This window comes from Leptospira limi (genome assembly GCF_026151395.1).
In the GTDB taxonomy this organism is placed as follows: domain Bacteria; phylum Spirochaetota; class Leptospiria; order Leptospirales; family Leptospiraceae; genus Leptospira_A; species Leptospira_A limi.
Genome location: NZ_JAMQPV010000001.1, coordinates 990,763 through 1,016,967 on the forward strand (window position 1 = coordinate 990,763; position 26,205 = coordinate 1,016,967).

Here is a 26,205-nt window from a genome sequence, read left to right on the forward strand (position 1 = left end):
ATTTGAAACGAAATTTCAAAGATATTTCAGATTTAGTAAAAGAAGATAGTTTTTTATCTCAACTTTCTTCTTCCGATCAGAAGAAAATAATTTTACTTTTTGAATTTAGATCATTAGTTGCTGGTGACAAAATCGGAGGAAATGAAAACGATCCAACTCCCATTTTATTGTTAGAAACGGGAAGAATTCAAATCAAATTAAAAATCAATCAGAATGAGTTATTGATTAAAACATTAAAGGAAGAATCCCTTTATGGGATTTCTGAATTCACCTCAGATTCCCTTGGAAAACAATTATACTACATTGAAGAAAATTCCAAAGTTTTAACACTTTCAGCTTCATCCTTTTTGAAGTTTATCAATTCTGATAAAGATCGAAAACGAATTTGGGATGAATATAAAGAGAATGTACAATTAAGAGATGAGCTTAGAATTCATCCTTATTTTCGAAAATTATCTAATTCTGAAATCCAAGAACTTTCTAAATTATTAATCAAAAGAAAAATAAATTCTGGCCAGGTTTTGATCAAAGAAGGTTCAAAAAGTTCATCGTTATTTTTTATCAAGTCAGGGAAATTTAAAGTTACAAAATCAACTTGGCAAAAGGATTATTTTTCATTTGTTGAAGCGGGATCTGTCCTCGGTGAAATGGGTGTTCTTGAAAAAAAAGTAAGGAATGCTACAGTAACTGCAGTGGAAGATAGTTTCGTTTATGAATTATCTTCTAAAAGTGCCGAACAATTCTTCAAAAAATCCGAAAGTTTGCTAATCACAATTCGCTCGATCATGAGTGAAAGGAAACTTAATTTAGGTGAAAAATCTAATGAAGATGATTTTGAACAAACGAATGTTTATGAAGAAGATACCTTTCATTTTTTACCTAAATTAAAATTTTCTCCACCAATTCGGAATCAGATTTCTTTTCCATTTTTATTCCAAGAAGGAAAATTTCAATCAGGTGATGTATGTCGCAAGATGATTCTAAAGTATTGGGGTTATTCATTTGCTGAATATGACTCTGACCCAATGTTTCCAGATTTTGATCCAGATATTTTGCCTTACCATTGGAAACAATGTTTTGGTGAAGAAAAGGGTAATTGTTATTTTGTTAACTGGAGGGAACATGAATCGGAAATTAATTCAATTCCAACAATTTCCTATTTAGAAAATTCAAAGTATGTCATTGTAAAACATATTGGAGAAAAGAGTGTTACAATTCTTGATCCAGAGATGGGCGAACTTGTTCTTAATCGAAAGGAATGGGAGAAAAAATCATCGGACATTGTGATTTATTTTGTTCCCAAAGTCATTCCAAGTTCATCATGGGAATGGAAAAATCGTTTTTTTAGCGGAATCAGTGAGTACTTTTTACCAGCGATTCAATATTTAAAAGCAGGTATACTTGCTAGTTTTATTTTGAAGGGACTTGAGGTTTTTATTCCTTTAGTCAACTTATACTTGATCGATGCTGTCTTATTACAGGAGAGTCGGGATTTTTTCTTACCAGTTATTGTGTCAGTAGTTGTATTAAGTTTGACACAGTCTTTTTTAGGGTATTTTCGATCGAACGTAATATTTTTTACAAGTAATCGAGTGAATCAAACAATCGCTATACGATTCTTGGTTAAATTAATTTCACTTCCGATTTCATTTTTTGAAAGAAATAGAAAGGGTGAAATTCTGAATCGTTGGGAAGAAATTGAATCGGTTATTTTATTTTTTTCAGACCAAGGTGCTATGAAAATCTTTGATCTGATTTTTAGTTCATTGGTTTTCGTTATATTCCTTTTTTTATCTCCAGTGTTATTAGCCATCATCATGTTATTTATCATACCAGAAATTTTGGTCTTACGTTTTTTATCACCCAAAATCATTGAAGAAACAAAAAAGGAATCATTAAAAAGAGCAGAAACTTTAAGTTATTTTATCGAATCAATCAATGGATTTGAAACGATAAAAAATTTAGGAGCAACATATTCACACAGATGGGATTTTGAGAAAAGACTAACAGCTCAATTAAATTCCGAAGGTAAAAAACTATTTTACTCCAATTTACTTTCAGCGAATACAGAGTTTTTTAAGCAGATAACGATAGTTATCGTTTTATTGGTTGGAAGTTTGTTGATTTTACATGACCAAATGACCTTGGGAACTTTATATGCCATTGTTGGATTGATCACATATATCCGAACGCCATTGATATCATTATATGAAGATTTTTTGAAGTTTCAAAAAGCAAATGTAGCTTGGAATCGTCTCAGAAGTTTTGAATCCTTGGATAGTGAAATCTCTGATAAGGACAACTTATTCAAAGTTGATTTACCTGAGGTAAAAGGTAATATTGAATTCAAAAATCTTTTTTTCGCTTATGACAGCCAAAAACCAGAATCAGGAATTCGTAATTTATCACTCAAAATTCAACCTGGAAAAAAAGTAGCCTTTGTTGGTCGTAGTGGTAGTGGCAAATCAACAATTATAAAATTATTGTTAGGATTATATAATCCAACCCAAGGTGAGATTTTAATAGATGAAATTCCATTAAATGAAATTTGGTTACCAAGCTTACGAACCAAAATTGGTGTATGTTTCCAAGAAAATCCATTCATTTCAGGAACGGTTCGAGAGAATATATCCATCACAAAACCAGAGGCAACACTTAGCGAAGTGGTTGAAGCCGCAAAACTTGCCTGCATCCATGATGATATTGTAAAATTACCTTTGGGATATGATACTGAATTTTCTGACCGAGGTTTTTTATTCTCAGGTGGCCAAAAACAAAGAATATCTTTAGCAAGATTATTTTTACAAAGGCCTAATTTGATTTTATTAGATGAACCAACATCTTCTCTTGATAAAGAGACGGAATCACGTATTTTGTCACATATCAATTCTGTTTTTGCAAATTCTACGATCATTACGGTTGCTCATCGGTTGGATACCATCAGAAATTATGACCAAATTTTTGTTTTAGAACGTGGAAAATTGGATTCGAAAGGGAATCACAAAGAGTTACTTTCCAAAGGTGGAATTTACCAATTACTTCATTCCAAACAAGAAGCGATCCGATAATTCAATTAGTGACAAATTTTCGGAAAATTCTTAGTTTTATCATCCTACTAATTATGTCAAATTCACACCTTTTGGCAGAGGTGGTGAGTTTTTATGACTTACCAAAGTTAGTTGGAGAAAAATCGTATGAATTAAAATTAAAGGAAATGGAAATCCAACGTAAAAAAGTGGATATCGATTCACGAAACTTACGTTATTTACCATCTGTGAATTTGGAACATTCTCCTTTTTTTGAATCACTTCGAGGAGATGGATACAACCGAAAAGGTTGGAGTACAACATTAAATCTAAACTGGAATTTTATGGAGCAAGGTAATACAATCCTTACCAATATGATTCTAGAATTGGAATACGAACGATTACTTCTTGAATATCGTGCTCTTTACCAAAAAGAACTTTTTGACCAAGCGTTTCAGTATGCCGAAACTTTAAAACTTTTGGCCTTTTACGATTATGATTTTTCTAATGAATCAGATGCAGACAAACAATTTCAAACTGTACAAAAACTTTATAAACAGGGAATAGAATCTTATTTGGTAACTCAAAACTCAAAAGTAGACTATTTCTTTTATAAATACAATGCGATTAAATCTAGACTTGACCAACAGAAAAGCCAATCAATTTTTAGAAGAAAATTTCTATTAAAAGATGTTACTTTAAAACAAATTCCAGAAAGAGAATACAAAATCCTTCCTCTTGAATCAACATTAGCTGAATATGAAAGAAATTTATCTGATGTGAATTTTGATTTAATTCTAACAGTCAATCAAATCAAAATCTTAGAAATTCAAAAACAGGTTCGTTTCAATGAATTATGGGTTCCTGATTTTTTTGTAAACATATACAATCAAAATTCACGTGAATCTTTTTCTGGACTAAGTGGAACTTGGACTAATCCTGTGCAAGTATACGATTATAGTCGAAATGATTACAGTATTTATGCAAGATCATCTAATTCAGATTTGAATGTGGGAGGAAATTTTGGATTTCGATTTCCTCTATTCAATCGTTGGTTAGATAAAAATGAATTTGATAAATCCAAAATTGAAGTGAAACTAGCAAAGTCACAATCTCAATTTTTAAGAGAAAACACCGGATTGTATTTGTTTGAACTAATCCAACAACACAATAATCTAGTTGAATTGTATGATATTTCTCGTGAAAGTAAAAGAATCGCAGAAGAAAATTATCAAATTATGGAAAAAGCATATAAAACAGGTTCGGCATCCATTATTGAATTACAAACAGTCGATAGGCGACTTCGGGATGTAATGCGTAATGAAATCCAAAATCGATATGATTTGATCCAATTAAGACTTCAGATTGGCCTTTTGTTAGGCGATACGATGAAGTTTTTAAATAATTAAAGCCCAATTGGTGGTCTTTCCGAGATTATTTCTTTTTTACCAATCATTCCACACTTTTCTGTTTTCCATTGGTTCAATATTTCATCAGATTTGACTTTGTTTTTATAATGAATGTAAGGTGTAGTAAGGATTGGTGCTAAAAAAATTGGAGAAATTGCTGAATTGAGTAGAGATAGTGTTACCACAAGTCCTAAAGTTAAAGTGTTTTCATCAAAAACTTCAGTTACTTGTCGTTTGGTTTGGAAATAGTATGCCTTACATTCTTCTGTATGATTTGCAGGATGGAACGGAATACTCACACAACCTACTAAAGATAAGATTGTTAGAATTATAGTGAAGATTCTAAGTTTTTTAAACATACATTCACCGCTTCTAAATTTGTTTCTTCGATCATTCTATGAAAGTTTCTAACCTTAAAGAATCCGTAGAGAAATTCTTCTGCATTTCCTTTTTTGATGATAGTTTCTTCTTTTTGCAAATTTTTGTTTAAATAGAGTTTGTAATGAAATTCGACCGAATATTCACCTAACCGATATTGAATGGGCCAGATCGCAGTGAATGGATATAAAGCAGGCCAAGTATACCACCAATTGTATCTGTCTGAAAAGTTTGTTTTCATTTCAACATCGATTGTATAAAAATCTTTAACTTCATTAGGATCCAATTCATTGTAAACCTTTGTGAATATTCCAGAGGATAGTAAATGGCCTTTCCAAGCCATTCGCCATGCATCTGTGTAAACACCTCGATCTGCTGATAGTATTTCAAACTTACCGATGACTATAGGTAAATTTACTTTATTCCTAGAGAGATTGCCATTTTTGGTTGGCGGGGGGACTTGGCGAAGGTCAGCAGAACATTGGAATAAAAGGGATATGATGATAAGGGCGAAGTATTGTTTCATTTTTGGAATCATAAAATAATCACTTTGGTTGAGGAATCAATCCATTTTCTTATTTGGTGAATTGGCCTGTGAGCGCAGCTTCAGCACATTTCATACCATCAATGGCAGCTGATACAATACCACCTGCATACCCTGCACCTTCACCACAAGGATACAATCCGAGAGTCGTAATGTGTTCTAAGGTTTCTGGATTTCTCGGAATCTGAATTGGAGAAGATGTCCGTGTTTCAGGAGCATGGAGGATCGCTTCATTCGTAAAATAACCTTTCATAGAAGAATCAAACTCTTTGAAACCTTTTTGGAGAGCATCTACAATGAGTGGAGGCAGAACTTCCGCTAATGAAACAGAAACAAGCCCTGGAGTATAGGAAGTTTTAGGTAAATCTGAGGATACAATGTTCTTTGTAAAATCGACCATTCGTTGGGCAGGTGCTTTTTGTGTTCCCCCATTGATTGAAAAGGCTTTTTGTTCAATCGATGATTGGTATTGTAAGGCAGAAAAAACTCCAAAGGATTCAAAAGATTTAAAATCATCTAATCGAAGTTCTACGACAATTCCTGAATTGGCTGTTGGTCTAGAACGTTCTGCACTAGACCAACCATTGGTGACTACTTCTCCTGGTTTTGTGGCACATGGTGCAATCACTCCGCCTGGACACATACAAAAACTATAAACACCACGACCATTGATTTGTTTTACTAATGAATATTCAGATGCGGGTAATATAGGATTCTTTGTCTGGCAATGGTACTGGATGGAATCGATTAAACTTTGTGGGTGTTCCACTCGAACACCTACGGCAAGTGGTTTTGTATGAATTTCGATTCCCTTCTCATGTAATAACTGAAATATTTCGCGACCGGAGTGACCCGTTGCAATGATGACTTTTTTTGCCATCCATTTTTGACCATCTGCCGATTTAACTCCAGTGATCGAATTTCCATTCATGATAAGATCAGTGACTCTTGTGTGAAAATGGATTTCTCCACCAGCAGAGAGAATACATTCTCTTATACTCTGAATGATTCTGGGTAGTTTATTTGTTCCAATATGAGGATGAGCGTCGACTAAGATTTGTTTTGTGGCACCAAATGAAACTAAATACTCAAGAACTTTTCGGATATTACCCCTTTTTTTGGATCGAGTATAAAGTTTTCCATCAGAATAAGTTCCAGCACCACCTTCGCCAAAACAATAATTAGAATCTTCATTCACAACATGGTGTACATTGATGCCACGTAGATCAGAAACTCTATCTTTTACATTTTTCCCTCTTTCCAGAATGATTGGCTTTTTACCAAGTTCTAATGCACGCAAGGCGGCAAATAAACCAGCAGGACCTGCTCCAATGATGAGGATTGGTTCTTCCAGTTTTACATTTTGAAAATCAGGAATGGAATATTGAAAAGGTATAAATTCTTCATTGATGTAAACATCTAATCTTAATTGATACACAACTTGTTTTTGTCTTGCATCAATGGACCTAGCTGTACATTCAATATGTTTGATTTCTTGTTTCGGAATTTTATTCTGTTTGGATACAAATTGTAAAAGGTGATCCGGATTGGAGGCTATCTCAGGTGTAACTCGGACATTTAATTCTAATTTCAATGTATTTCACTAAACTCAGTTGATCGATTCAAGAAAAAGAAATCCAATTCAGAAATTGAAGAGAACAATTCTTATGAATTCTGATCTAAGGATTGTTTCATTAATTTGGCAATCGCTTTTTCATTTTCACCAGGCATTCTCTCAAGATTCTCAATCACTCGTAACCTTCGTTCCATTGAGTGGTTTTGGCTTAACTTCTTTTTTCCTTCCATTTCTGTGATTTGAATTCGAAACGGAACAATTCCTTTTTGTAATCCGATCAAATAATCCTTATCAACTTCACTTAGTTTGTAACTCGAGTCGTTAGATTCAAATGTCTCTACGAGTGTTTTTAAACTTTTTTGAATTTCTAGAGGATCTTCCATATAAGTTAAAATCCCTTTGATATGAACTGCGGTATAATTCCATGTAGGAACGGAATGATTGGTTTCATACCAAGAAGGTGAGATGTAAGAATGAGGACCAGAAAATAGACAAAGGACCTCTTGGCTTAGAGAATGTTTCAGAGGATTTGGTTTTGCAAAATGTCCAATCAGAAACTTTTGGTCTTCAGAAAGCAACAGAGGTAAATGAGTCGCTTCCATCTTCCCATCAAGATTTGAGACGAGTATTGCAAATGCATTTTCTTTTACAAAATCAAGTATGGAAGAAGGATCCATTCGAAAATGTTCGGGAATGTACATCACAGTTTACCTCTCTAGAATAGTTTCTTTAATTTGATTTCCAGAAATAGGATAAAAATTCCGTTTCCTCTACAAATCCTTCTTTTTCATATAAGGATCTAGCTTCTTTATTGTGAATCGATGTTGATAATTCTAAGCCTTTTCCTTGGAATGAATTTGTGAAAGATTTTGCTTCATTGATCAACAGTTTGGCGATTCCTTGTTTTCTATTTTCAGATTTAACATATAAATCATTTAGAATGTATGAACGTTGCATCGAAATGGAGGAAAAAACGGGATACAATTGAGTGAACCCTAAAAAATTTCCAGTATTTGGGTCTTCTGCTAGAAATAGAACTGATTGTCCGTGTTCCATTCTGTCTAGTAAATACCGTGAAGCACCTGCTAAATTACTTTTTTGGCCATAAAACTGACGATATAAATCGAATAGTTCTGCGAGTTTGGAAATGTCTTGATAGTTAGCTTGTCTGATTTTCATATTTTAATACCAATGTGAAGCTAATCACTGATAAAACGGCAGTGATAGGTGTAGCCAGTAAAGTTTCTAAATTTGTAACGGCAACTATATTCCCGATTGTATTCATAAAAAATACAGCGGAGATAAATCCGAATATGATACGGATCCATATCGGAACCAAACCATTGTTCATGTATTGTAGGTATAAATAACTACAATACACAAAAAAAACATTAGCAATCAATGATATGCTTTCCATTAGATACATCTCTTCGATCGACTGAAGTCTTCCTCCCCAAAGGTATTGGTAAGGAATTATCTGTAATAACGCAAATATATGAAAGAGTGATGCCAAGGAGAAAATTACAAATAAGATTTTACTTGTGATGGTTCTTGTTTTCTTAGATGGGTTCCACATTTCATTTTCCTAATGATTGCAAATAATAAACATAATCTATTTCTGGAGCGATACCACCTAAATGTGTGATGGCAGCTGTGATTTGTCCCCGATGGTGGGTTCTATGATTCATATTATGTTGAACAACATCACAGTACAATAGTTCGGCTTCGAATCCTCGCATGGTTTTGTAACGAAAGACATTTTGCCAGCTTGAATCATCGAAATTCTGAATCCAACCATTCCACTTTCCAATATGAATTTGGAGTTGTTCTTTTAGCTTGTCCTTATTTGTTTCCAATTCTTCGCCAAGCGATGTTGGAACATAAACTTCACCAGAGAGTCTTGAGAACCATACTTTTTCGACAACTAACAAGTGATTGAGTGTTCCATGGATTGACTTAAAAAACAAACCAACATCTTTTTTGTATTCATCATCGGATAACTTTTCGATGGAATGGTAGAGAAGATTTGTAGCCCAAAGGTGGTAATCATTGTTCCGAAGGAAAAAATCTTTCATAAAGAAAGAATTTTCATTATTATTTTAGGAGACAATGAGAAATTTATATTTTGTTTCTTTTGGTTACGGATTCGACAACAATCCTAACGGTAAATAATAAAACTAACTGCGACTGTAGCGATGACCACTAACCAGGAAGGAAATTTCCAAAACTCCAAAAGTAAAAATCCCACAACCACAAGTGCAAAGTCTTTTGGTGCATACACTGCGCTTGTCCAAACTGGATTGTAAAAGGCTGCTAGTAAGATTCCCACAACGGATGCATTGATCCCTAACATAACCTTTCGGATCCATAGATTTTCTCGCAATTGTTCCCAAAAAGGTAAAGCTCCCACAATGAGTAAAAATGAAGGAAGGAATGCTGCCACCAAACAAATGATAGCCCCATACCATCCGTTTGGTGATATTGATGATACAGCTCCTAAATAACCACTAAATGCGAATAAAGGTCCAGGGATTGCATTTGATAACCCATAGCCTGCCATAAATAAATCATTACTCACCCATCCAGTTGGGACAACTTCCGCTTGTAATAAAGGCAGTACAACATGTCCACCTCCAAACACAAGTGCTCCTGCGCGATAAAAGCTATCAAGATACTGAACCTCTGTTGTATTTGAAACATTTCGTAAAAGTGGAAATAGGAATAGAAAAATAAAAAAGAGTGATAAAAATAGGAAACCAATCAACTTTTTGCCAGTTTGGATCGGTTCGTGTGGTAATGTTTCATTTGATTTGAGAAAATAAACTCCAAACAAGCCAGAGAAAATCAGAAGTGAGATTTGTAAAACTGCTGAACTATAGAGTAATAATATAACACATGTTATGATGGCAATAGTTAACCTCTCTTTATCCGGACAAAGTTTTTTCCCCATTCCTAGGATCGCTTGCGCTACTACAGCCACAGCTACAACTTTTAACCCATGTAACCAGTGTTTATGATTTGAAACATCAATTGTCCCTAAACCTAGACCAAACAATACCAGAATCAAAAAAGAAGGTAATGTAAATCCAATCCAAGAAAGGATAGCGCCCAATATCCCAGCACGAGAATGTCCAATTGCCATGCCCACCTGGCTACTGGCTGGTCCTGGTAAAAATTGGCATAAGGCGACTAAGTCAGTATATGCATGAGCACTGATCCATTTTTTTTTGGTCACGTATTCATCATGGAAGTAACTCAAATGGGCAATGGGACCACCAAACGAAGTACATCCGAGTTTGAGCGCAGTGAAGAAAATTTGTAATAGTTTCATATTTGTCCTATTTTATTTTGTTTCCATTTAATTAAGTATTTCACCAATCAATTCTTTGAGTTTTATTTTTGCGGAAGTAAGTTCTTTTTTACCTTTTGGTGTGATACGATAGAATTTACGTTTTACCTTACCCGATTGTTCAATGCGGGAACGAATGAGTCCTTTTTCTTCTAGGTGTTTTAAAAGTGGATACAAAGAACCTGGACTAATTTTATAACCATGTTCTCGCAATTCTTCCATCATCCAAACACCGTAAATTTCTTGGTTTAAACAGTGGTGTAAAATATGAATTTTGATAAAACTGGAAAAAAATTCATTAATTCGCATTCAAAATCAAATTACGATATCGTAAATTGATAGTCAAATGAAAAATGTTTACCTTTTAGATAGAATGAATCCAATTTGAGATTGTTACAAAGAGAAGTGGGGCGCCTCGAAATGGATTTGGAATCGAAACCAATTCTAAACCGACCGCGCCTTCCGTTCCAATCTTTCCGTTCCGGAAAGGATTTCCACTACAGTCGCTGGCGCAAAGAGGTTGGATTGGAATAAGAAGCAGATTTACTTCGTTATAAACATCTTTCTTTGTGATGGTGTTAAGGAACTGAATTCCCAGTTGGGAAAGTGATCCCAATTCTCTACCACATCTTTTGATTCAGGAAAATTCGTGAATAGAATATCAAACGAAAATCGATTTTTCCCGTATTCACCTTTGTGTAATAGATGAGCAGAAAAAACAAATAGATCGCCTGGTTGATGAGGGATGAGAATTGCATTTTTGATAGGTTCATCATTTTGATGACTTCCAAGTTCCAAACGAATGTTTCTTTCTTCTTCTGTATCCCATCGATTGTGAGAGCCAGGGACAATCCAAATTCCAGGATCTTCTTCTAATGGAATACGAAAGTGCCAAACAAAATCTTTTAGGATTTTTGATTTTTGTTCTTCCTCAGAGATTCCCATATATTGGATATCACGATGCCAATAAGGTCTTTGGTTTAAATCAATGGGATTAAAAAAAATCTGCGTATTGAGAAAATAAAAATCGGATATAAACAGAGTCTTACAAATCTTTATTATAGGTATGGATGCGATGAATTGAAATAGTTGGTCTCGTTCTTTTTCATACGGTAAAAATTTTGTGGAAGTAAGGTAAGCACTATTGATTGTATTGGGATTGGAGTTATGTTTTTTCCATTCACCATTTGCCTTATCGAGGATACCTTTGATTTGAATAATGGTATCTTTTGGAAAAAAATCCTTTAAGAGAAAATAACCATTTTCTTTTATTTCTGATTCTAATTCCGAGTTTGTTTCCAAAAGGAAATTCCTATTCACACTTCTTTTTCCATATAGTAATGAGATGGAATTTTACCTTCCCAACCTTTCGGATGCCTTGTTTCTTTGATAACAAATCCTAATTTTTGATAGAGGCCAATCGCAGAAGGATTTTCTGCAGAAACATCTAAAGCGATTGTTTTGTATCCTGGATTTTTAAGGATCATAAACTCGATGAGTTGTTTGGCGATCCCTTGGTTTCGATGTGATTCTAAAACAGCAATATGACCTAAATACAAACATTTTGATTTAGGTGGTTGGATGACTGTTTCTGTTTTTAAACCTCGTGCCATTACCTTTGGTGCTTTCCATTTGTATAACAATAGAATTTGTAATGCTGTACCGATTGTGAGAAATAAAAAACTTGGTTGGGTATATTGTAAGATGGATCCAACCACTTGTCCCTCTTTTTCAGCGACAAAGTGATTTGTATACGAGACAGTGTTTCCTTTTTTTGGGTAAGCGGTATTTAAAAAATCAAATGCAGTTAGGTTACCTTCTTGGAATACAAAATTCCATGCAAGTGGTCCTGAGGAATGGATGAGAGGGACGATATGATTGTTATCTTCAGGTTTAGCATTGCGGATGGTAACTGGTTTTGGAGTCTCTTGGGATGGCATAATTGAAGTTGTAATTGTTATTGGCTTGTATACACAACGAAAATTTATTGGATTCGAATGGGTGCGCCCCGGATTGTAGCGGAAATCCTTTGTGTAAACAAAGATTGGAGCGTAAAGCCGGAGATGTGCGCCCCAAAATTTGTAAAACAATTTTAAAAACTATAGGAAGCAAACACATTGAACAGTTCTCGTGTTGCCAATTGTGGTCCATTTAAATTTTGATGGAATGGCCGTCCGTATTCGAATCCAAATCGAATGCCAGATAACATTCCTTTGGTGACAAGGAAATTGAGTCCAACATACCAATCACTCCTCATTCCACCTTGTCTATAAGGATCATTTTGAGGATCCATTTTAGGGTCAAGTGTAGCATCTAATCCTTGTAAATTGAGCCATCTTTGTTTTGCCACTCGAAATGAAAAAGACATCGAATCAAATAATAGATACGATATCCAACTTGATATTTCATAACGATTCCCAAACTTATAATTGTTATCATTTTTTCCCATACGCAAATTTGCTTGTGATAAAACTCCCCAAGAAAATCGGTTATATTGTCCATTGTAGGAAAGTTGAGGTAGTAAATTGTAAGTTCCTGTACCTGGTTGCATATTGTAAGGAACTTTTTGTTTTCCCATCATTGGCATATTATCTCGTTCATCGATGGATCCAGTGGGCAAAGACATCCCCATTCCTGTAAAAAAGTTTTGATGGTCTGTTTTGATAAGCCTGTAAGCGGCACTTACACTAACATCGCCGATACCTGCTGAACTCATAGGGGCGCGATCAAAATTACTTGATAACATCGTCATTCGATTTTTGACAACGGGCACCATGAACATAATCATCCATCTGTCCGAGATCGATGTCATAACACTTGCCATATTCATTTCCATCACCATATCTGTTGGTACAGACATATAATTGTATTTGTTCTGCGATAATATGGGAATCGTTGTTCCAATAGGAGAACTTGTAATCAAACTTCCTGTTGGCATTGCTACCGTTGGATCTGTATAAGGAAAATATAATGTACCGAAATCAGATAACCCTTTCGTTCCAGATTGTAACCCCCACATCTTCATACCCATATAGCGATAATCGATCATCCATTTGCCTTTTTCATGGATGTGTGGGTTCATGATTCCTGCAGGTCCAATCATATCAGCACGATTGTGAGAATGATGATCACCATTTCCATGTTCGTCGTGATGGGAATGGTCTTCTTCTTCGTTCTCAACTTTGTTTATGAATTGATGGTCCTCGGTTTCCTCTTCTGTGACACTTGAAGGTTTTGGAATCTGATCTTTTGTTAAGGATGGATTTTTGATTGAGGTAAGATTTGGTGAAGATGTTTCAACTGGAACTTGTATTTCAATTTCGGAACCATCATTAAAAACCAATCGTAATGGAATCATTTCTTTTAATTTCAGTGGAGATTTGATTCCAAATACCATTATGTGAAATCCTTGGGATGATAAGGTGACAGTTGTTTTTTTAGGAATTGGAATCTCAGAGACTGGAACCATCTTTTTGCCATATTCACTTTTTTGCATGTCATACAATTCAACTCGATTTGCGACTTCAGAAATGGATTGGATAAGTTTTATATCTTTATTTGAAACATTGGATATCGTAAGATAAATTGCAGAATTTGATCCATTCGTATACTTTAAATAAGCATTGGTGATGTTAATCTCCTTTGCCATGAGTGGTGAAAAAATCAGTATAGATATGATGATGAGAATTTTTTTAAGTTTCATAAAATTACATTTTCCTTTTCCAAAAAAGTCACACTAACGAATATCTTTCCGTTAGTATGACGAGTGTTTGGAGAGCGGTTTACATTTCTGTATTGGATACGATGGATCCAATTGTAAATGAAGTGATTGTCGCTCCATTTAATACAAAACCTAGTGAGTTTCCACCAGTGTAAGTTGGAACATTCATCATTTGCATGATGGGATAATAAGACATGGATCCTCTTTCAGTGGTTGTTAATTCAGCACATGGTTTATTAAATCCATTGAGAAATCGAGAACCACCAGAAGTGTATTGGAAATCTAAACAATACGTGTAGTTTGTTCCAACATTTGGAATAGGAGCAGAGACCGAACCTCCTTTTCCCGTATTCCCATAAACACCTGCTGCATTTTTATATTGTGTTTGTGCACCAGCAAGCAAACGATATGTGGGACCTGATGTTGGTGCGCCACTTCCATATGCGATGACATCGATTGAGCTTGATGCAGAATTCAAAGTGAATGTTACTTCTATATTGGTTCCTCCTTTGTTAGTTGCCAACATTACATCTGTCGTTGTTGATAAAACAGAGCTCGAAGAAGAACCACTTGCCCCTTTTGTGATTCCTGTTTGGGTTAGCCCCAAATTGGCAAAACCAACGTCATTACAATCTGAGATATTGTACTTTACCCTTGGTTTACTTTCTACTTGGGTTAGGTTACTTGGAATTACTTGTGATTGAGTGATTCCACAATTGGGATTTAGGTTTGATGCAGCAAGAAGAGACAAAAGGTTCGTTGTTTCGATACCTGCTTTGTCTGAAGTGAGACTACATTGAATTAGGAATAAACTGATGATACAAATTTGAATTGTTTTTGAGAACATAAAATTACCTTACTAGATTGATCCAAGGTTCCATTGGTAATGGATTCCAAGTGACTTGTTTTACATTCAGTCATGAATTGAGTGAATGAATGACTTAAGTTTAATTAAGTCAAATGTCTAGGTGGTTTGTCAGGAAGGTGGCTATAACCAAGAGGTAAGTTTGAAGAGAAAGAAGATTCAATGGGCAGTAAATCAAATCGAATTCGGTTTTGAAATTTGATAGAATTCACATAACTCGGATTCATTGATTGGGATTGAATGATTTTTGTGGCCATTTTTTTCTTGGAGCACGTGCAAGTATGAGTACCGGAAGTCTTTTTCAAATGACAGGTCATTCTTTTTTTAGGAGTGGATTGTGAATCATGGTGAACTTCCGACTCAGAGTTATGGTTACAATGACAGACCATTGATAATTGGTACAACGACTGTGCAAAGAGTCCTGATTCCAAAAAAAGGATTTTTCCTAAAAATGGAACCAAGACTAACATCGTTATGATAGTGATCCAACATTTCCTCATGGTTGGACTTAGTTTGCATTAAAAAAACAAATCCTTCCATGATCTAAATCAAGTTTCTAAAAAATATAGGAAGTTAGAATGAGATCTTTTCTAAAAATTTCTTTTTTGAAATCTTAAATAAGAGATTAAGAGAGGAATACTCACCCATAACGAAAGGAACAATATGGTGATCAAAAGAACACCTGCCATTCCTAAAGTTTTGAGTAAAATGGCCCCTGAAAAACCAAGTAAGGCTGCCGCACTGGTTTGTAATAGGATGAAAATCCTTACCAAATCAATTGGATTTAGTAAGATAATGATCAGTGATGGAATTTCAATTGGATAGTCACCAAGATACAAACTCAACATAAACACGATAGCATCAAAGAAGATAAAGAAATACAACCATACTAACAAAGAAATGGTGAGTACGATTTCACCTCTTCTGATAAAAGACGAGGTTAAAAAAGCTAATGCTACAAAAATATTAGTTAAAAAGATTCCAAAAATCAATAGTTCCAAAAATAAAAAAAGAAATTTAGCATCACTCATAAATAAAAAGAAACCAGGGATTCCGAGTCCAAGTAAAAGTCCGATGGATAAAGAAGTTGTAATTCCAAAAAATTTTCCAAAGAATAAGGACTTACGTGTTACAGATTTTGACAATAACACTTCAGAAAATGGCATCGATTCTAAGAATGTCATTCCAGAAAAGGTAATGGAATACAGTGGAATCACAATTAGAGTTAAGTTCATTGTGCTCACTAGTAATCGGATGCCATTTTGGTCTCCAAAAAAACTCAATACTATCATGACAAAGGCTAAGAGTCCGGAATAAATGAAAATCCATCTGCTTCGGATGTTCTCTTTGATTTCGAAAAGTAATATTTCTTTCATACTTTGGTTTTGTATTCCTCATTCCAGAAATGCATCAAAGCTTCGTCCATTGTCACTTTGTTGTTTTTTTCTAGGAAATTTTTAGGTGTATCATCAATTAATATCGAACCCTCAGATAATAATAGAAATCGATCTGCTAATTCTTGTAATTCGGATAGAATATGGGTGGAAAATAATACAAGTGATCCTTGGTTTTTTTGTTCGATCAAAAGATTTTTTAATAAATGTGAAATGTATGGATCCAAACTTGCAGTTGGTTCATCTATCACATATAAGTCTTTTTGTTTTGAAAAACATTGTAAAATACTGATTTTTTGTTTGGTTCCACCAGAGAGGTTTCCGATTTTTTTCTCTTGATGGTGTTTTAAATCAAGTAAATTGAATAATTTATCAAATCTCGTTTCATCAACTGATTCTAATTTCTTAAAAAATGAAATGAGTTCTTTCACTTTGATATTCGTTGGGAATCGAGGAGTTTGTGGCATATAACCGATTGTATACGAATTTTCTTCTTTCCCATTAAATTGTATGGAACCTTTATTCGGACGGACAAGTCCTAGAATACCTTTAATAAGAGAACTTTTTCCAGAACCATTTGGACCAATGATGGATACAATGTTTCCTGATTCTACGGAAAAGTTTACATCTTTCACTGCAAATGAATTAGATCCGTAACTGATATATAAATCATTCACTGTTATCATATTCTAACCTTCATTCTTGGTTGTTTGTCTTCAAACTCAATGGGCGTAACGATGGGAAATGCTTTTTCGATCCCTTGCAGGAATAAGACAACAGGTGATTCATACAGTATCATGAGAAAAGGATAAACGGCAATCCAATAACCAAAGAAGTGTATTGTTTTATGAGGAACATCTCCATATTGGTCTAAATTTAAATCGTATCCTTCATAGTGATCCCAATAGTTATTTAAAAATACATTGGTTGTTGATTTTGTATTCGTACTAATATCAAAAACATTTTGAATGAAATTATTATCTTGAATTTTGTTATGATCAGTATTCCCTAAAATTTTAATTCCCCATCCGTTATCGATGAAATTATTTTTTAGGAATTCTATTTTTGTAATGCCATCTGCAAATACTGCAATCGTATTTCCTTGGAATAAATTTTCTGATAATACACTTTCAGTCATATCTTTTAACAAAATTCCATTCGAACTTTCACCCCAATTCTCGATAAATTGGTTTTTTTCCATTAGTATTCTTTTGCTATACATAACTGCAACACCAGCGGAATTGTTTTTGAAAATATTATTTGTAAAACGATTTTCACTGGAAAACATAAAATGCATTCCATATCTGATATTTTCTTTCGATTCATTGTTCTCAATTTTTAGATGTTCAGAAAATTCTAGATAAATTCCATCTCTATGTTTTTCTAAGTGATTTCCGATAATTTGATTGTTATGGGATGACCACAAATGAATTCCATTTCCTCCCAAAACTTCGTTTTCTGCATTTCCAATGGAAGAACTATTTTGAATGAGACACTCTGATGATTCAGAAAGATAAAAACCATATACATTGTCTTCCAATTCCAAATTTTCGAAATAACAATGTTTTACTTTTTCTGCATACACACCTGCATATTCAGCTAAATCAGAGATTCCACTTCCAACGATCTTTAAGTTTTGAAGTTTAACAAAATCATGATAGATTCCGAACACATGTTTTTCTTTTAAACCATCTATGATGACACCTGGTTCACCAATTATCGAAATTGATTTTGCGATGGGAATGAATCCTTCTTGGTAAATGCCTTTTTGAATTTGGATTGTATCGCCTTCACTCGCAATTTGAATCGCCTGTTTGAGAGAGGATACTTGGCATGTTTTGCAAACTGTGATATTTTTTCCAACGATCGATGAAGGAAATAAATGAATGAAGAAGAGTATGATTATAAGAAAATTGTATTTCAATTGGTTTGGTATCTTACTAGAGAAAAAGCTACACCCATTAATTTTGAAAAGGGATTGTGTCTTCATGAGATTTAAAAGCGGCTAATCCCCCGCCCATAGGAGATCGAATTTTATTGGTTTGGATGATGATTGCGTTTTCTTTCGGTATAAATTCGTTTGATTGTAAATAATTTGAAACCCAAATCTGTTTTGGTTTCATTTGTTTTTGGTTTATAAATTGATCTGCACATTCTATTGCATCAAAATGATATCGTTTGCCTTTATAAGTGATAAGTTGCGTATGAAATCTCATATCAACGATGGACATGGAGCAATGGTCACATTTTTTTTCTCCTATAGTAAGAGCTTCTGGTTTCACCTCCCCACAGTTGCAAAGAACAACTGTGAGTGTGAAAAAAATGAGTTTATGATGTTTAAACCACATTTGATTTTTTCCTTCGTTTTTCATCCCATAGGATATAGACAAGTAAGACGAGACTAGATGCCAAAATCATACCACCATAAGAAGGATAACTACAAGCAGTGATATTCAACATCACTTTACAACCAAGAAGTGGAGGTTGGTAAGCCATTCCTTCAATGATGATAGGAGCATCTGGATTTAAGTTGTGTCCATAATTGTACTCCCATCTCCAAAAATCAAACAAACCAACGAGCCCAACGATGACTAGATTGATGATACCAAGAATTGCCATTCCAACTTTCGGAACTAATTCTGTGATAAAGGCACCAATAATCAAATATGCTAAAACATAAGGCATAAAAAGAAGTTCAGGGATTGATTCTGAAATGATTTCTTTCATACCGATGTAGTGATTTAACAAATTGATATTTTTTAAATCATACGGAGTTGCGCCAGTGATCTGATTGATCCATATTTGCATTCCAAGTCCCTCAGGGTATTGAGGTGCTGAAATAGAGATAGCCCAGATTGGGATAAAATAGACCAACACGAGGAATAAACCGACCCCTAAGATTAGGAGTCGGTTTTTTTTACTTAACGTTTGGAAAAGTAAATCTTTCATATTGTTCACGGACTTACACGGATGTATTGTTGCATCTCTTGGTGTAGAGCAGAGCAAAAATCAGTGCAATAGAAAGGATAAATTCCTGGTTTAGGAGCTACCCACTTGAAGGTTCTTGTTTCACCTGGCATGATTAGTAAGTTTGTCATGTTAGGTGCTCCACCGATTGCGAATCCATGAGGGATATCATAGTCTTGTTCCAAGTTAGTAACATGGAAATACAATGTTTCTCCAGTCCTTGCTTCAATGATATCTGGTTTGAAGTGAGATCTGATAGCAGTCATGTAAATGTGAGTAGTGTTACCTAGTTTTACAATCCTTGCATCATTTTCACTTTTTGTCGCATAAGGGTGTTTGTTCTCTTCCAATGGAAACAACTTAGCTGTTTTATCCATGATGAGTTTTGCTGGAATCATTTGTGAATAATGTGGTTCACCTACTGTTGGAAAATCGGAGAGTAACTCTGCTTTCCCAGAAGAGATATCATAAAGTTGCGCACTTTGTGGTAACTCCATACCAACTGGTAAATAACGATCTTTTGTGATTTTGTTCATCGCAATTAGATATTTACCGTAAGGTTCAGTTGAACTTCCACCAACGATTGATAAGTGACCAACGCTGTAATATGCTGGCAAGTGTTGGACAACTTCCCATGTTCCAAGTTTCCATTTCACAACTTCCGAGCTCACAAAACATGAAGTGTATGCATAACCTTGGCCATCAAATTCTGTATGAAGTGGTCCAAGACATGGTTTTTGTACTTCACCAGCAAGTGTTGATTCATACTTAAGAACTGGAATTCCCTCAATTTCAGTTGAGTGATGTTCTTTTTTATCCTTCACTTCAATCATTTTACTGAATGAGTGAACTGGAATGACAGAAGCCAATTTACCGCCACCAACAATGTATTCGCCTGTTGAGTCAACATCGGTTCCATGTGGGCTTTTTGGAGTTGGCATGTAATACATCATACCTGGACAATCTTTAGGATTTAACATCTTGACGCCACTTAACTTTGTTGAGACGGCTGGTTTGTTTTCTTCTTTAAAGTTATTAACGTATTCACCACCAAAGTTGTAGGTTTTACCTTGGTCTTTACATTCTTTTGCTCGAACCCAGTTGAATGCTAAGATAAAATCTTTATCTTTTTTGGAAGCTCCAACTTCTAACATTTTGTGTGCTTGTTCAGAGTTATAACTACTGAAAAAACACCAGTCATGAGATTTCTTTTTCCCACAATGGGAAAGGTCATAATCGAAACCAGGAACTAACACTTGCAATTCGATAGAAAGTCTTCCTGTGTTTTTCTCTACTTTGACCATAGTGACTGTTCCTTTGAACCCACCTTTGGAAAAACTATCTATAGAAACATTACTTTGTGGAACAGGAACAGAAAATCGTGTTGCTGCCATTAAGTATTCTGTGTTCTCAGTTGCAAAAGGTGACGCATGGTTACCAGCAGTGTTAGGAATTTCTAAAATTTCTTTTGTTTCAAAAGACTTTAGATCAATCCTTGCAAGTCTTGGGGTGTTGTTTGCATTTAAGAACATCCAACGTCCATCTTGTTTTCCATCTGTCATCGAAGCTTCAACGTGATGGCTATCATCCCATGGAACATATCCATGAGTTGTTTTTAACATGTCTTTGGTTTCTTCGTCAAAACCATAACCATTCTCTGGAAATACAGAGAACACGGGAATGATTTTGAAAAGTCTAGCTGATGGAATTCCATACACAGACATCTGGCCACTAAATCCACCAGATAAAAAGGCATATACTTCATCCTTTTCTCCTGGAGCTACATACACTCTAGATGCTGCATCTGAAGCTAATGTGGCTGTTGCAGCTCCCTTTTTACAATTTGGTATCAATGCAAAAAGGGCAATTCCTAGTGTAACAACAATTATGTTTGATTTTTTTAACATATGGTTACCTATTTTAAATCCATTTTACGGAAGTATTCGAGTATCTCTCTCGCTTCTTCCTCTTTCACATTTTGGAATGTCATTTGTACGAGGTGTTCAGCAAGTAACTCTTGTCCAATTGGATCTTTTTGAGTCATCTCCATTGGGTTTAGAATCATATTCATGATCCATTCAGGAGTTCTTCTTTGTGTAACACGTTGAAGAGCTGGGCCTACAACCTTTTCTTCAAATTTATGACATGCTGAACACTTTGCTTCAAATTGTTTTTTCCCTCTATCAGCCATTGATTGGTCAAGTGCACCAATAGTGACTGAAGATACGGGACCAATTCCCTTTGAACCAGCGTTAGATGTAGGTGTTTCTTCTGATTTCTCTCCTCCACAAGCGAAAATTGTTAAAAACGATATGAGACCCATTGTGATTCCGATTTTTAGTCGAATGGATCCTTCTTTTGATTTGTATCGATTCATTGTTACTGCTCCTTTGATTGATAGTGACTTATTTTTTTTCTGGTGGAAGTAACACTGTATCCACAACATGGATGATCCCATTTGTTGCTGGAATGGAAACAATGATGGTTGCGCCATTGATTAGTGTTTTTCCATTTTTAACGGTTACTTTGGTGTGAGCACCATTTGCCATACCAAGTTCATCGTCTTTTCCAGTGAACTCAGATTTTAGAATAGCTTCCGTTAGGTTACCAACCACCACATGATACTCTAGAATATTTTTTAAAGTATCCTTTTGGCTTGGTTTCAGAAGATCATCGACTGTCCCTGCTGGTAATTTTGCAAATGCATCATTTGTTGGTGCAAAGACTGTAAATGGTCCTTGGTTTGCTAGTGAATCAACAAGACCTGCCGCTTGGACGGCTGCAACAAGAGTGGTATGGTCTTTGGATCCAATCGCAATTTTCAGAACATCCTGTTGTGACTTATCATCAGATACAGCAGAGATTCCTTTTCCTGCATCTGCATCGTCACCTTTTCCACAGTTTGTGCCTACAATAGCAAAACTGAGGAGGATTATAATCATTGTTATTTGTAAGAATCTGTTTTTCATTTGTTTCCGCCCAATTTTTAAATCTAGTATCATTTAATACCAGTCTCAGATGAATTACATTGATCTGGATCAAGCGGAACAGGGAAGATTTGGTTGATATTTATCAATCGAAGTTCTAGGTGGATTGGCGGGTTTTAAGGATTTAAACCTTGTTTCTAAGGGTGTTAGGAAAAAATGGAAAGTAAGAGGTAGTTATGATCGCAAATTGGGACGTTAAATATGAGACCAATATTTCAGAGATTGACTCTCAACATAAAAAATTGTTTCGACTCATCAATCAAATTGAATCCATTTTTGAGGAAAACAAAACTCATTTATCGAATCATACAAAGTTACTGATTGATGCAGTTTCTGAATTAGAAGACTATACCATTAGTCATTTTTTGATTGAAGAACGAGTGATGGAGTTGAACCAATACCCAGAATTGGAAGCTCACAAAAAACAACATGATCGTTTTACTGATAAAATATTGGAACTGAAAAAAAGATTAACAACTGGTAATTTAGTAACAGATGATGCCGAATTGAACCAATTCTTTAGCGATCTGATTCAATTTTTGAGACTTTGGTTATCCAATCATATTTTAAAAGAGGATATGAATTATAAACCTTTTATCAAATTAGTCTTATAATCTTTATTAAGAATTGTAAGAAATAGATCTAACCCACATTAATTTGATAAACATTACAATTGCTAAACTAATGAGTATTTTGGCGACTCGTTCAAAATCGTTTGGCAATTGAGTTATTTGAATCACAAGAAAAAAAACGAAACCAATATTATAAGAATATAACAGTAACCACGCTTGAAATTGAGAACCTCTCGGTGAATCTGATAAATGTTTTGGAAACATCCAATAGGCAGTTCCCATAATGAATTGAATGAAAAATCCCCAAACCATGATCGAATAATGAATTGGTAAAAGAAACCAAAGTGAATGATCCCATAAATAAATTTTCTGTGACATGAGAAGCGCACCTAATAAGGTACCTAACAGCAGATAAACTAATGAAATTCTCAATAACCAAACCGATTGAATTGGGAACATAACTTAAGAAGGTTTCCTATTCATATGTGTAAGTCTTGGCCATATCTCTAAGATAAAACATAAGATACCCAAAACTTGTAAAAAAATCGAAAGTAAAAATGGAATCTTAACCATTTCGCGATCAACATTTAGAAATGGTTCAGTAGAAAATCGAAACACTAATCCGAGATTTAGGGAAATATAAGAAATCCAAGATAAAGTAGATCCATTTTTCGAGATGGAGTTTTTTCCTTTCGGAAACATCCAAAGTGAAACACCCATAATGATCTGTGTGATCCACCCAATGGCGATCATATGCCAATAAACTGGTAGGAGTGGTACTTTGAAATGTAATTCAGGAAATTCGCTCAAGGTATAGATCACAACACCAAAAAACAAAAATAACATTCCTGATTTGATAAAGTATCTCGATATTTTTGGCATGTTTCTAAATTATAAATTATTTAGCTTCTGTTTCTAATTCGATTTTATAACCAGCATGACATGCGACACAGTTTTTTGTAAGTTCATCCATTTCCTTTAAAAGAGTATGGATCTCTTCTTTTTTACGGATTTTAGAAGCGATTTCATCAAATTTTTCATGTGTTCCAAAACCTAATTTTTTGAATGAAACAGGAAGTTTTAACAAAATTGTTTTTTCTTGGTGTTCTAAACTTGCCACAAGTCCCATACCAACGGCGTCTGCAGACTTAGCTGCTTTTTCATAATCTTTCTCACCAAGACCAGCCAACATACCATTCAGTGCTTCCAATAATGCTCTCATTTCAGTCAGTACCAGTTGTCGTTCAGCAGGCGTTAAACGAATTGCAGTTCTTGTATCAAGAGATTTTGTCGTATTACCAAAGTAAAAAAAATAACCCAAGGTTATCATTGTGAATAACCATAATAAAATTGCAACTTTTGCTAAATGTAAATGTTTCATAAATTTTCCTTTAAATGTATTGTTCTAGTCCTAAATAAATGCTAAAGACACTCATCGATTTTTGATACGAATATTGCAAAGGATGTATTTCAGAAGTAGAAAAGATAGAGTGTGATAATGTCCAGTCAGAAGTTTTACCTCCAACCGTTTTTTTAGGGAATCCATATTCACATGCGATATGAAATGACGTGTCATTCCATGTGATACTTCCTCCTAAAGACAAATGATGTTCTATACTTGCACCTAACATTGGACTTACTCCACTTGCGGGAATAATATTATTTCCATAATTATAACCCATTCGTGTTTTATATTTTTCATTCCATTTGTATTCGGTTCCCAAAGCGAGAACTGTTTGATTTCTCCAATTTAAATTAAATTGAAAGGCATTTGTTTCGACCCCAACAGGAGTTCTCACCCAAACATCTTCTAGTCGAAATTTGCTAGAATTAAAACTTTCGGACCATGGAATGTATTTAATGTCCATGTCGATAATCCATCGGTCATTGTGATAAGAGATTCCAGCGATATGTTTATCTGGCCAAATCATAAAACGAGAGACTCTTGTCCCGAAGGATCGTTCTGGCAAATAGGAATCCACATGCATGGTTCCATCTAAAGGTAATACATTTCTAGAAGTATATGAGTATGCGATTCTTATGTTTTCTGTAATATCATAAGAAAATCCAATTTTACCTCCAAGTGTAAAAGCAGAATCACTTTGGTATCTGATTCCACCAGGAATCGTAAGACTTCTTGTTTCATCCTGGTAGGTACGTTTTAATTGCATAAAACCATAAACAAAATCCAATCCAAGCCCGAATGCAAATTTCCCCTGTTTGATACCGACACCAAATGTTGATTTGACGGTCATAAACCGAAAGGTTAAGTCTTCCACTGCTGAATTTGTTTCGCCAATGACTGGAATTACAGTATTAAATGTATCATTAATTGTCCGACCATCTGGAGTGAATCGTTTGATATTCTTAAAATGACCACCTCCACCTCCTTGTGCATACAAAGCAAAACCGATACTAATGTTTTCAGTGATTGGTTTGATGATCCCTAGATAAGGTAAAACAGCTCTTGGGTTTTCTACAATTTTATTCTGGTATGATTTTAAAGGATTTTGGTCTATATAACTATCATTATATTCAATGGTTGGGAAATGAAATGAAGATCCCAATTCCCATTTCGTTCGTTGAACACGTGCAAGATGGGATGGGTTTGATTCTAAATCCATTACTGATCCACCAACTGCTTGGAATGCCCCACCCATGCCCGCTTGCCTTGCACCAAACGCTGGTTGCATGATTCCTTGGAACGCCTCTATTTTGGAAGGGATATTTGCAATGATCCCAATCGAAATTAGAATCAATATAAATTTGAAATTGCGACTCGGAATCATTAATTTGAGTCGATTTTCCAGACCGGAAGTGTCAAGAGGATTTTATTCTAAAAGAACGAGACTCCTCTTGAAACAATGATTCCTAAAAATGCAATGAATAAGGAGAGTAATAAATTGAATCGGCCAAATAAACCAGACATCCTTCTATACCGTTCATATTGAACGGGATCAGATTCTAAATAGCGAAATGTTTTTGGACCAGAAACAAAATCATGATACACAGAAGAAACAAATAAGAATCCAAACAATCCAATCTTTAGGCTAAACATAAAACCAATCGAAGACGTAAAAAAAGTAAAGAGATTGTCCTCTCTTAATAAACCTTTGCTAACTAATATTCCGAAACCAGTAGTGATCAAAATAAAAAATAGAATATAGGAAATTTTTCGAAATTGAAGGGCAGTTAATTGAAGTAAGGTTAACTTCTGTTCTTTTAATTTTGGGTTACGAATGACAGGCATCACTACAATCACATAGAAGATCATACCTCCAACCCAAACCATTGCCGCAAGGATATGGAAAGTTAAACAAATGAAATAAGTCAACATTGTGGTTTCAAGTTTATGTATGAGAATCTTTTGTCTTTCTATTTTTTATTTTAGAAACACTCTAAACGAATAGAATCATA

Annotated in this window: 30 protein-coding genes; 3 read left to right on the forward strand and 27 right to left on the reverse strand. The window is 34.7% G+C overall.

Features of this window, described 5'->3' with window-relative positions; genetic code table 11:
* Positions 1-2 precede the first annotated feature (2 nt).
* Both ND812_RS04640 and ND812_RS04645 read left to right on the forward strand, forming a co-directional pair.
* Positions 3-3,068, forward strand: coding sequence for an ATP-binding cassette domain-containing protein (locus ND812_RS04640; RefSeq protein ID WP_265374471.1), 3,066 nt, complete (start codon positions 3-5; stop codon positions 3,066-3,068).
* A gap of 53 nt (positions 3,069-3,121) precedes the next feature.
* Entirely contained in the window at positions 3,122-4,435 is a 1,314-nt protein-coding gene (locus ND812_RS04645) for a TolC family protein (protein WP_265374472.1), read from the forward strand.
* On the opposite strand, the gene ND812_RS04650 is transcribed toward ND812_RS04645, so the two are convergent.
* The 22 genes from ND812_RS04650 to ND812_RS04755 all read right to left on the reverse strand — a co-directional run bounded on the left by ND812_RS04650 (position 4,432) and on the right by ND812_RS04755 (position 22,171).
* Entirely contained in the window at positions 4,432-4,794 is a 363-nt protein-coding gene (locus ND812_RS04650; protein WP_265374473.1) for a hypothetical protein, read from the reverse strand. The two genes, ND812_RS04645 and ND812_RS04650, sit on opposite strands and share 4 nt — an antisense overlap.
* A complete protein-coding gene (locus ND812_RS04655; RefSeq protein WP_265374474.1) occupies positions 4,764-5,339 on the reverse strand; it encodes an LBF_2127 family putative lipoprotein in 576 nt (191 codons plus the stop codon). Before ND812_RS04655 ends, ND812_RS04650 begins: the two co-directional genes overlap by 31 nt.
* A gap of 49 nt (positions 5,340-5,388) precedes the next feature.
* Positions 5,389-6,951, reverse strand: coding sequence for an NAD(P)/FAD-dependent oxidoreductase (locus ND812_RS04660; protein WP_265374475.1), 1,563 nt, complete (start codon positions 6,949-6,951; stop codon positions 5,389-5,391).
* A 71-nt stretch (positions 6,952-7,022) separates the two neighbouring features.
* A complete protein-coding gene (locus tag ND812_RS04665) occupies positions 7,023-7,634 on the reverse strand; it encodes an FMN-binding negative transcriptional regulator (RefSeq protein ID WP_265374476.1) in 612 nt (203 codons plus the stop codon).
* A 28-nt stretch (positions 7,635-7,662) separates the two neighbouring features.
* A complete protein-coding gene (locus ND812_RS04670; protein ID WP_265374477.1) occupies positions 7,663-8,112 on the reverse strand; it encodes a GNAT family N-acetyltransferase in 450 nt (149 codons plus the stop codon).
* Positions 8,093-8,509 (reverse strand): hypothetical protein, encoded by a 417-nt coding sequence (locus ND812_RS04675; protein WP_265374478.1) that lies wholly within the window; start codon positions 8,507-8,509, stop codon positions 8,093-8,095. The genes ND812_RS04670 and ND812_RS04675 overlap by 20 nt, the downstream gene beginning before the upstream one ends.
* A gap of 1 nt (position 8,510) precedes the next feature.
* Entirely contained in the window at positions 8,511-9,008 is a 498-nt protein-coding gene (locus ND812_RS04680) for a DinB family protein (protein ID WP_265374479.1), read from the reverse strand.
* Positions 9,009-9,091: 83 nt separating this feature from the next.
* Positions 9,092-10,264, reverse strand: a complete 1,173-nt coding sequence (chrA, locus tag ND812_RS04685; protein ID WP_265374480.1) for a chromate efflux transporter — start codon at positions 10,262-10,264, stop codon at positions 9,092-9,094.
* A gap of 27 nt (positions 10,265-10,291) precedes the next feature.
* Positions 10,292-10,591, reverse strand: coding sequence for a PadR family transcriptional regulator (locus ND812_RS04690; protein WP_265374481.1), 300 nt, complete (start codon positions 10,589-10,591; stop codon positions 10,292-10,294).
* 234 nt (positions 10,592-10,825) lie between these two features.
* The gene (locus ND812_RS04695) at positions 10,826-11,584 is read right to left on the reverse strand and encodes a phytanoyl-CoA dioxygenase family protein (RefSeq protein ID WP_265374482.1); all 759 of its coding nucleotides are present in this window, start codon (positions 11,582-11,584) and stop codon (positions 10,826-10,828) included.
* 14 nt (positions 11,585-11,598) lie between these two features.
* Positions 11,599-12,222, reverse strand: coding sequence for a GNAT family N-acetyltransferase (locus tag ND812_RS04700; protein WP_265374483.1), 624 nt, complete (start codon positions 12,220-12,222; stop codon positions 11,599-11,601).
* A 152-nt stretch (positions 12,223-12,374) separates the two neighbouring features.
* The gene (locus ND812_RS04705; protein ID WP_265374484.1) at positions 12,375-13,985 is read right to left on the reverse strand and encodes a copper chaperone PCu(A)C domain-containing protein; all 1,611 of its coding nucleotides are present in this window, start codon (positions 13,983-13,985) and stop codon (positions 12,375-12,377) included.
* Between the two features lie 79 nt (positions 13,986-14,064).
* Positions 14,065-14,850, reverse strand: a complete 786-nt coding sequence (locus ND812_RS04710) for a hypothetical protein (RefSeq protein ID WP_265374485.1) — start codon at positions 14,848-14,850, stop codon at positions 14,065-14,067.
* 104 nt (positions 14,851-14,954) lie between these two features.
* Positions 14,955-15,368 (reverse strand): LIC_11090 family protein, encoded by a 414-nt coding sequence (locus ND812_RS18430; protein ID WP_407658453.1) that lies wholly within the window; start codon positions 15,366-15,368, stop codon positions 14,955-14,957.
* Positions 15,369-15,458: 90 nt separating this feature from the next.
* Complete coding sequence (locus ND812_RS04720; protein ID WP_265374487.1) at positions 15,459-16,244, reverse strand: ABC transporter permease subunit; 786 nt, start codon at positions 16,242-16,244, stop codon at positions 15,459-15,461.
* Positions 16,241-16,948 (reverse strand): ABC transporter ATP-binding protein, encoded by a 708-nt coding sequence (locus tag ND812_RS04725; protein WP_265374488.1) that lies wholly within the window; start codon positions 16,946-16,948, stop codon positions 16,241-16,243. The genes ND812_RS04720 and ND812_RS04725 overlap by 4 nt, the downstream gene beginning before the upstream one ends.
* Positions 16,945-18,252, reverse strand: a complete 1,308-nt coding sequence (locus tag ND812_RS04730) for a nitrous oxide reductase family maturation protein NosD (protein WP_407658454.1) — start codon at positions 18,250-18,252, stop codon at positions 16,945-16,947. Before ND812_RS04730 ends, ND812_RS04725 begins: the two co-directional genes overlap by 4 nt.
* Entirely contained in the window at positions 18,224-18,610 is a 387-nt protein-coding gene (locus tag ND812_RS04735; protein ID WP_265374490.1) for a nitrous oxide reductase accessory protein NosL, read from the reverse strand. The genes ND812_RS04730 and ND812_RS04735 overlap by 29 nt, the downstream gene beginning before the upstream one ends.
* On the reverse strand, positions 18,600-19,211 hold the full coding sequence (locus ND812_RS04740) for a hypothetical protein (RefSeq protein ID WP_265374491.1): 612 nt from the start codon (positions 19,209-19,211) through the stop codon (positions 18,600-18,602). Before ND812_RS04740 ends, ND812_RS04735 begins: the two co-directional genes overlap by 11 nt.
* A gap of 5 nt (positions 19,212-19,216) precedes the next feature.
* Entirely contained in the window at positions 19,217-21,136 is a 1,920-nt protein-coding gene (gene nosZ / locus ND812_RS04745; protein WP_265374492.1) for a Sec-dependent nitrous-oxide reductase, read from the reverse strand.
* Positions 21,137-21,144: 8 nt separating this feature from the next.
* A complete protein-coding gene (locus tag ND812_RS04750; RefSeq protein WP_265374493.1) occupies positions 21,145-21,606 on the reverse strand; it encodes a c-type cytochrome in 462 nt (153 codons plus the stop codon).
* 28 nt (positions 21,607-21,634) lie between these two features.
* Complete coding sequence (locus ND812_RS04755) at positions 21,635-22,171, reverse strand: fasciclin domain-containing protein (RefSeq protein WP_265374494.1); 537 nt, start codon at positions 22,169-22,171, stop codon at positions 21,635-21,637.
* Positions 22,172-22,392: 221 nt separating this feature from the next.
* Between ND812_RS04755 and ND812_RS04760 the strand changes: the two genes are divergently transcribed.
* The gene (locus ND812_RS04760) at positions 22,393-22,830 is read left to right on the forward strand and encodes a bacteriohemerythrin (protein ID WP_265374495.1); all 438 of its coding nucleotides are present in this window, start codon (positions 22,393-22,395) and stop codon (positions 22,828-22,830) included.
* 6 nt (positions 22,831-22,836) lie between these two features.
* On the opposite strand, the gene ND812_RS04765 is transcribed toward ND812_RS04760, so the two are convergent.
* The 5 genes from ND812_RS04765 to ND812_RS04785 are packed head-to-tail and all read right to left on the reverse strand — an operon-like array spanning position 22,837 to position 26,125.
* On the reverse strand, positions 22,837-23,247 hold the full coding sequence (locus ND812_RS04765) for a hypothetical protein (protein ID WP_265374496.1): 411 nt from the start codon (positions 23,245-23,247) through the stop codon (positions 22,837-22,839).
* Positions 23,248-23,250: 3 nt separating this feature from the next.
* Entirely contained in the window at positions 23,251-23,670 is a 420-nt protein-coding gene (locus tag ND812_RS04770) for a hypothetical protein (protein WP_265374497.1), read from the reverse strand.
* A gap of 16 nt (positions 23,671-23,686) precedes the next feature.
* A complete protein-coding gene (locus ND812_RS04775) occupies positions 23,687-24,169 on the reverse strand; it encodes a hypothetical protein (protein ID WP_265374498.1) in 483 nt (160 codons plus the stop codon).
* A gap of 10 nt (positions 24,170-24,179) precedes the next feature.
* Complete coding sequence (locus tag ND812_RS04780) at positions 24,180-25,577, reverse strand: OmpP1/FadL family transporter (protein WP_265374499.1); 1,398 nt, start codon at positions 25,575-25,577, stop codon at positions 24,180-24,182.
* 47 nt (positions 25,578-25,624) lie between these two features.
* On the reverse strand, positions 25,625-26,125 hold the full coding sequence (locus ND812_RS04785) for a hypothetical protein (RefSeq protein WP_265374500.1): 501 nt from the start codon (positions 26,123-26,125) through the stop codon (positions 25,625-25,627).
* Between the last annotated feature and the right edge of the window lie 80 nt (positions 26,126-26,205).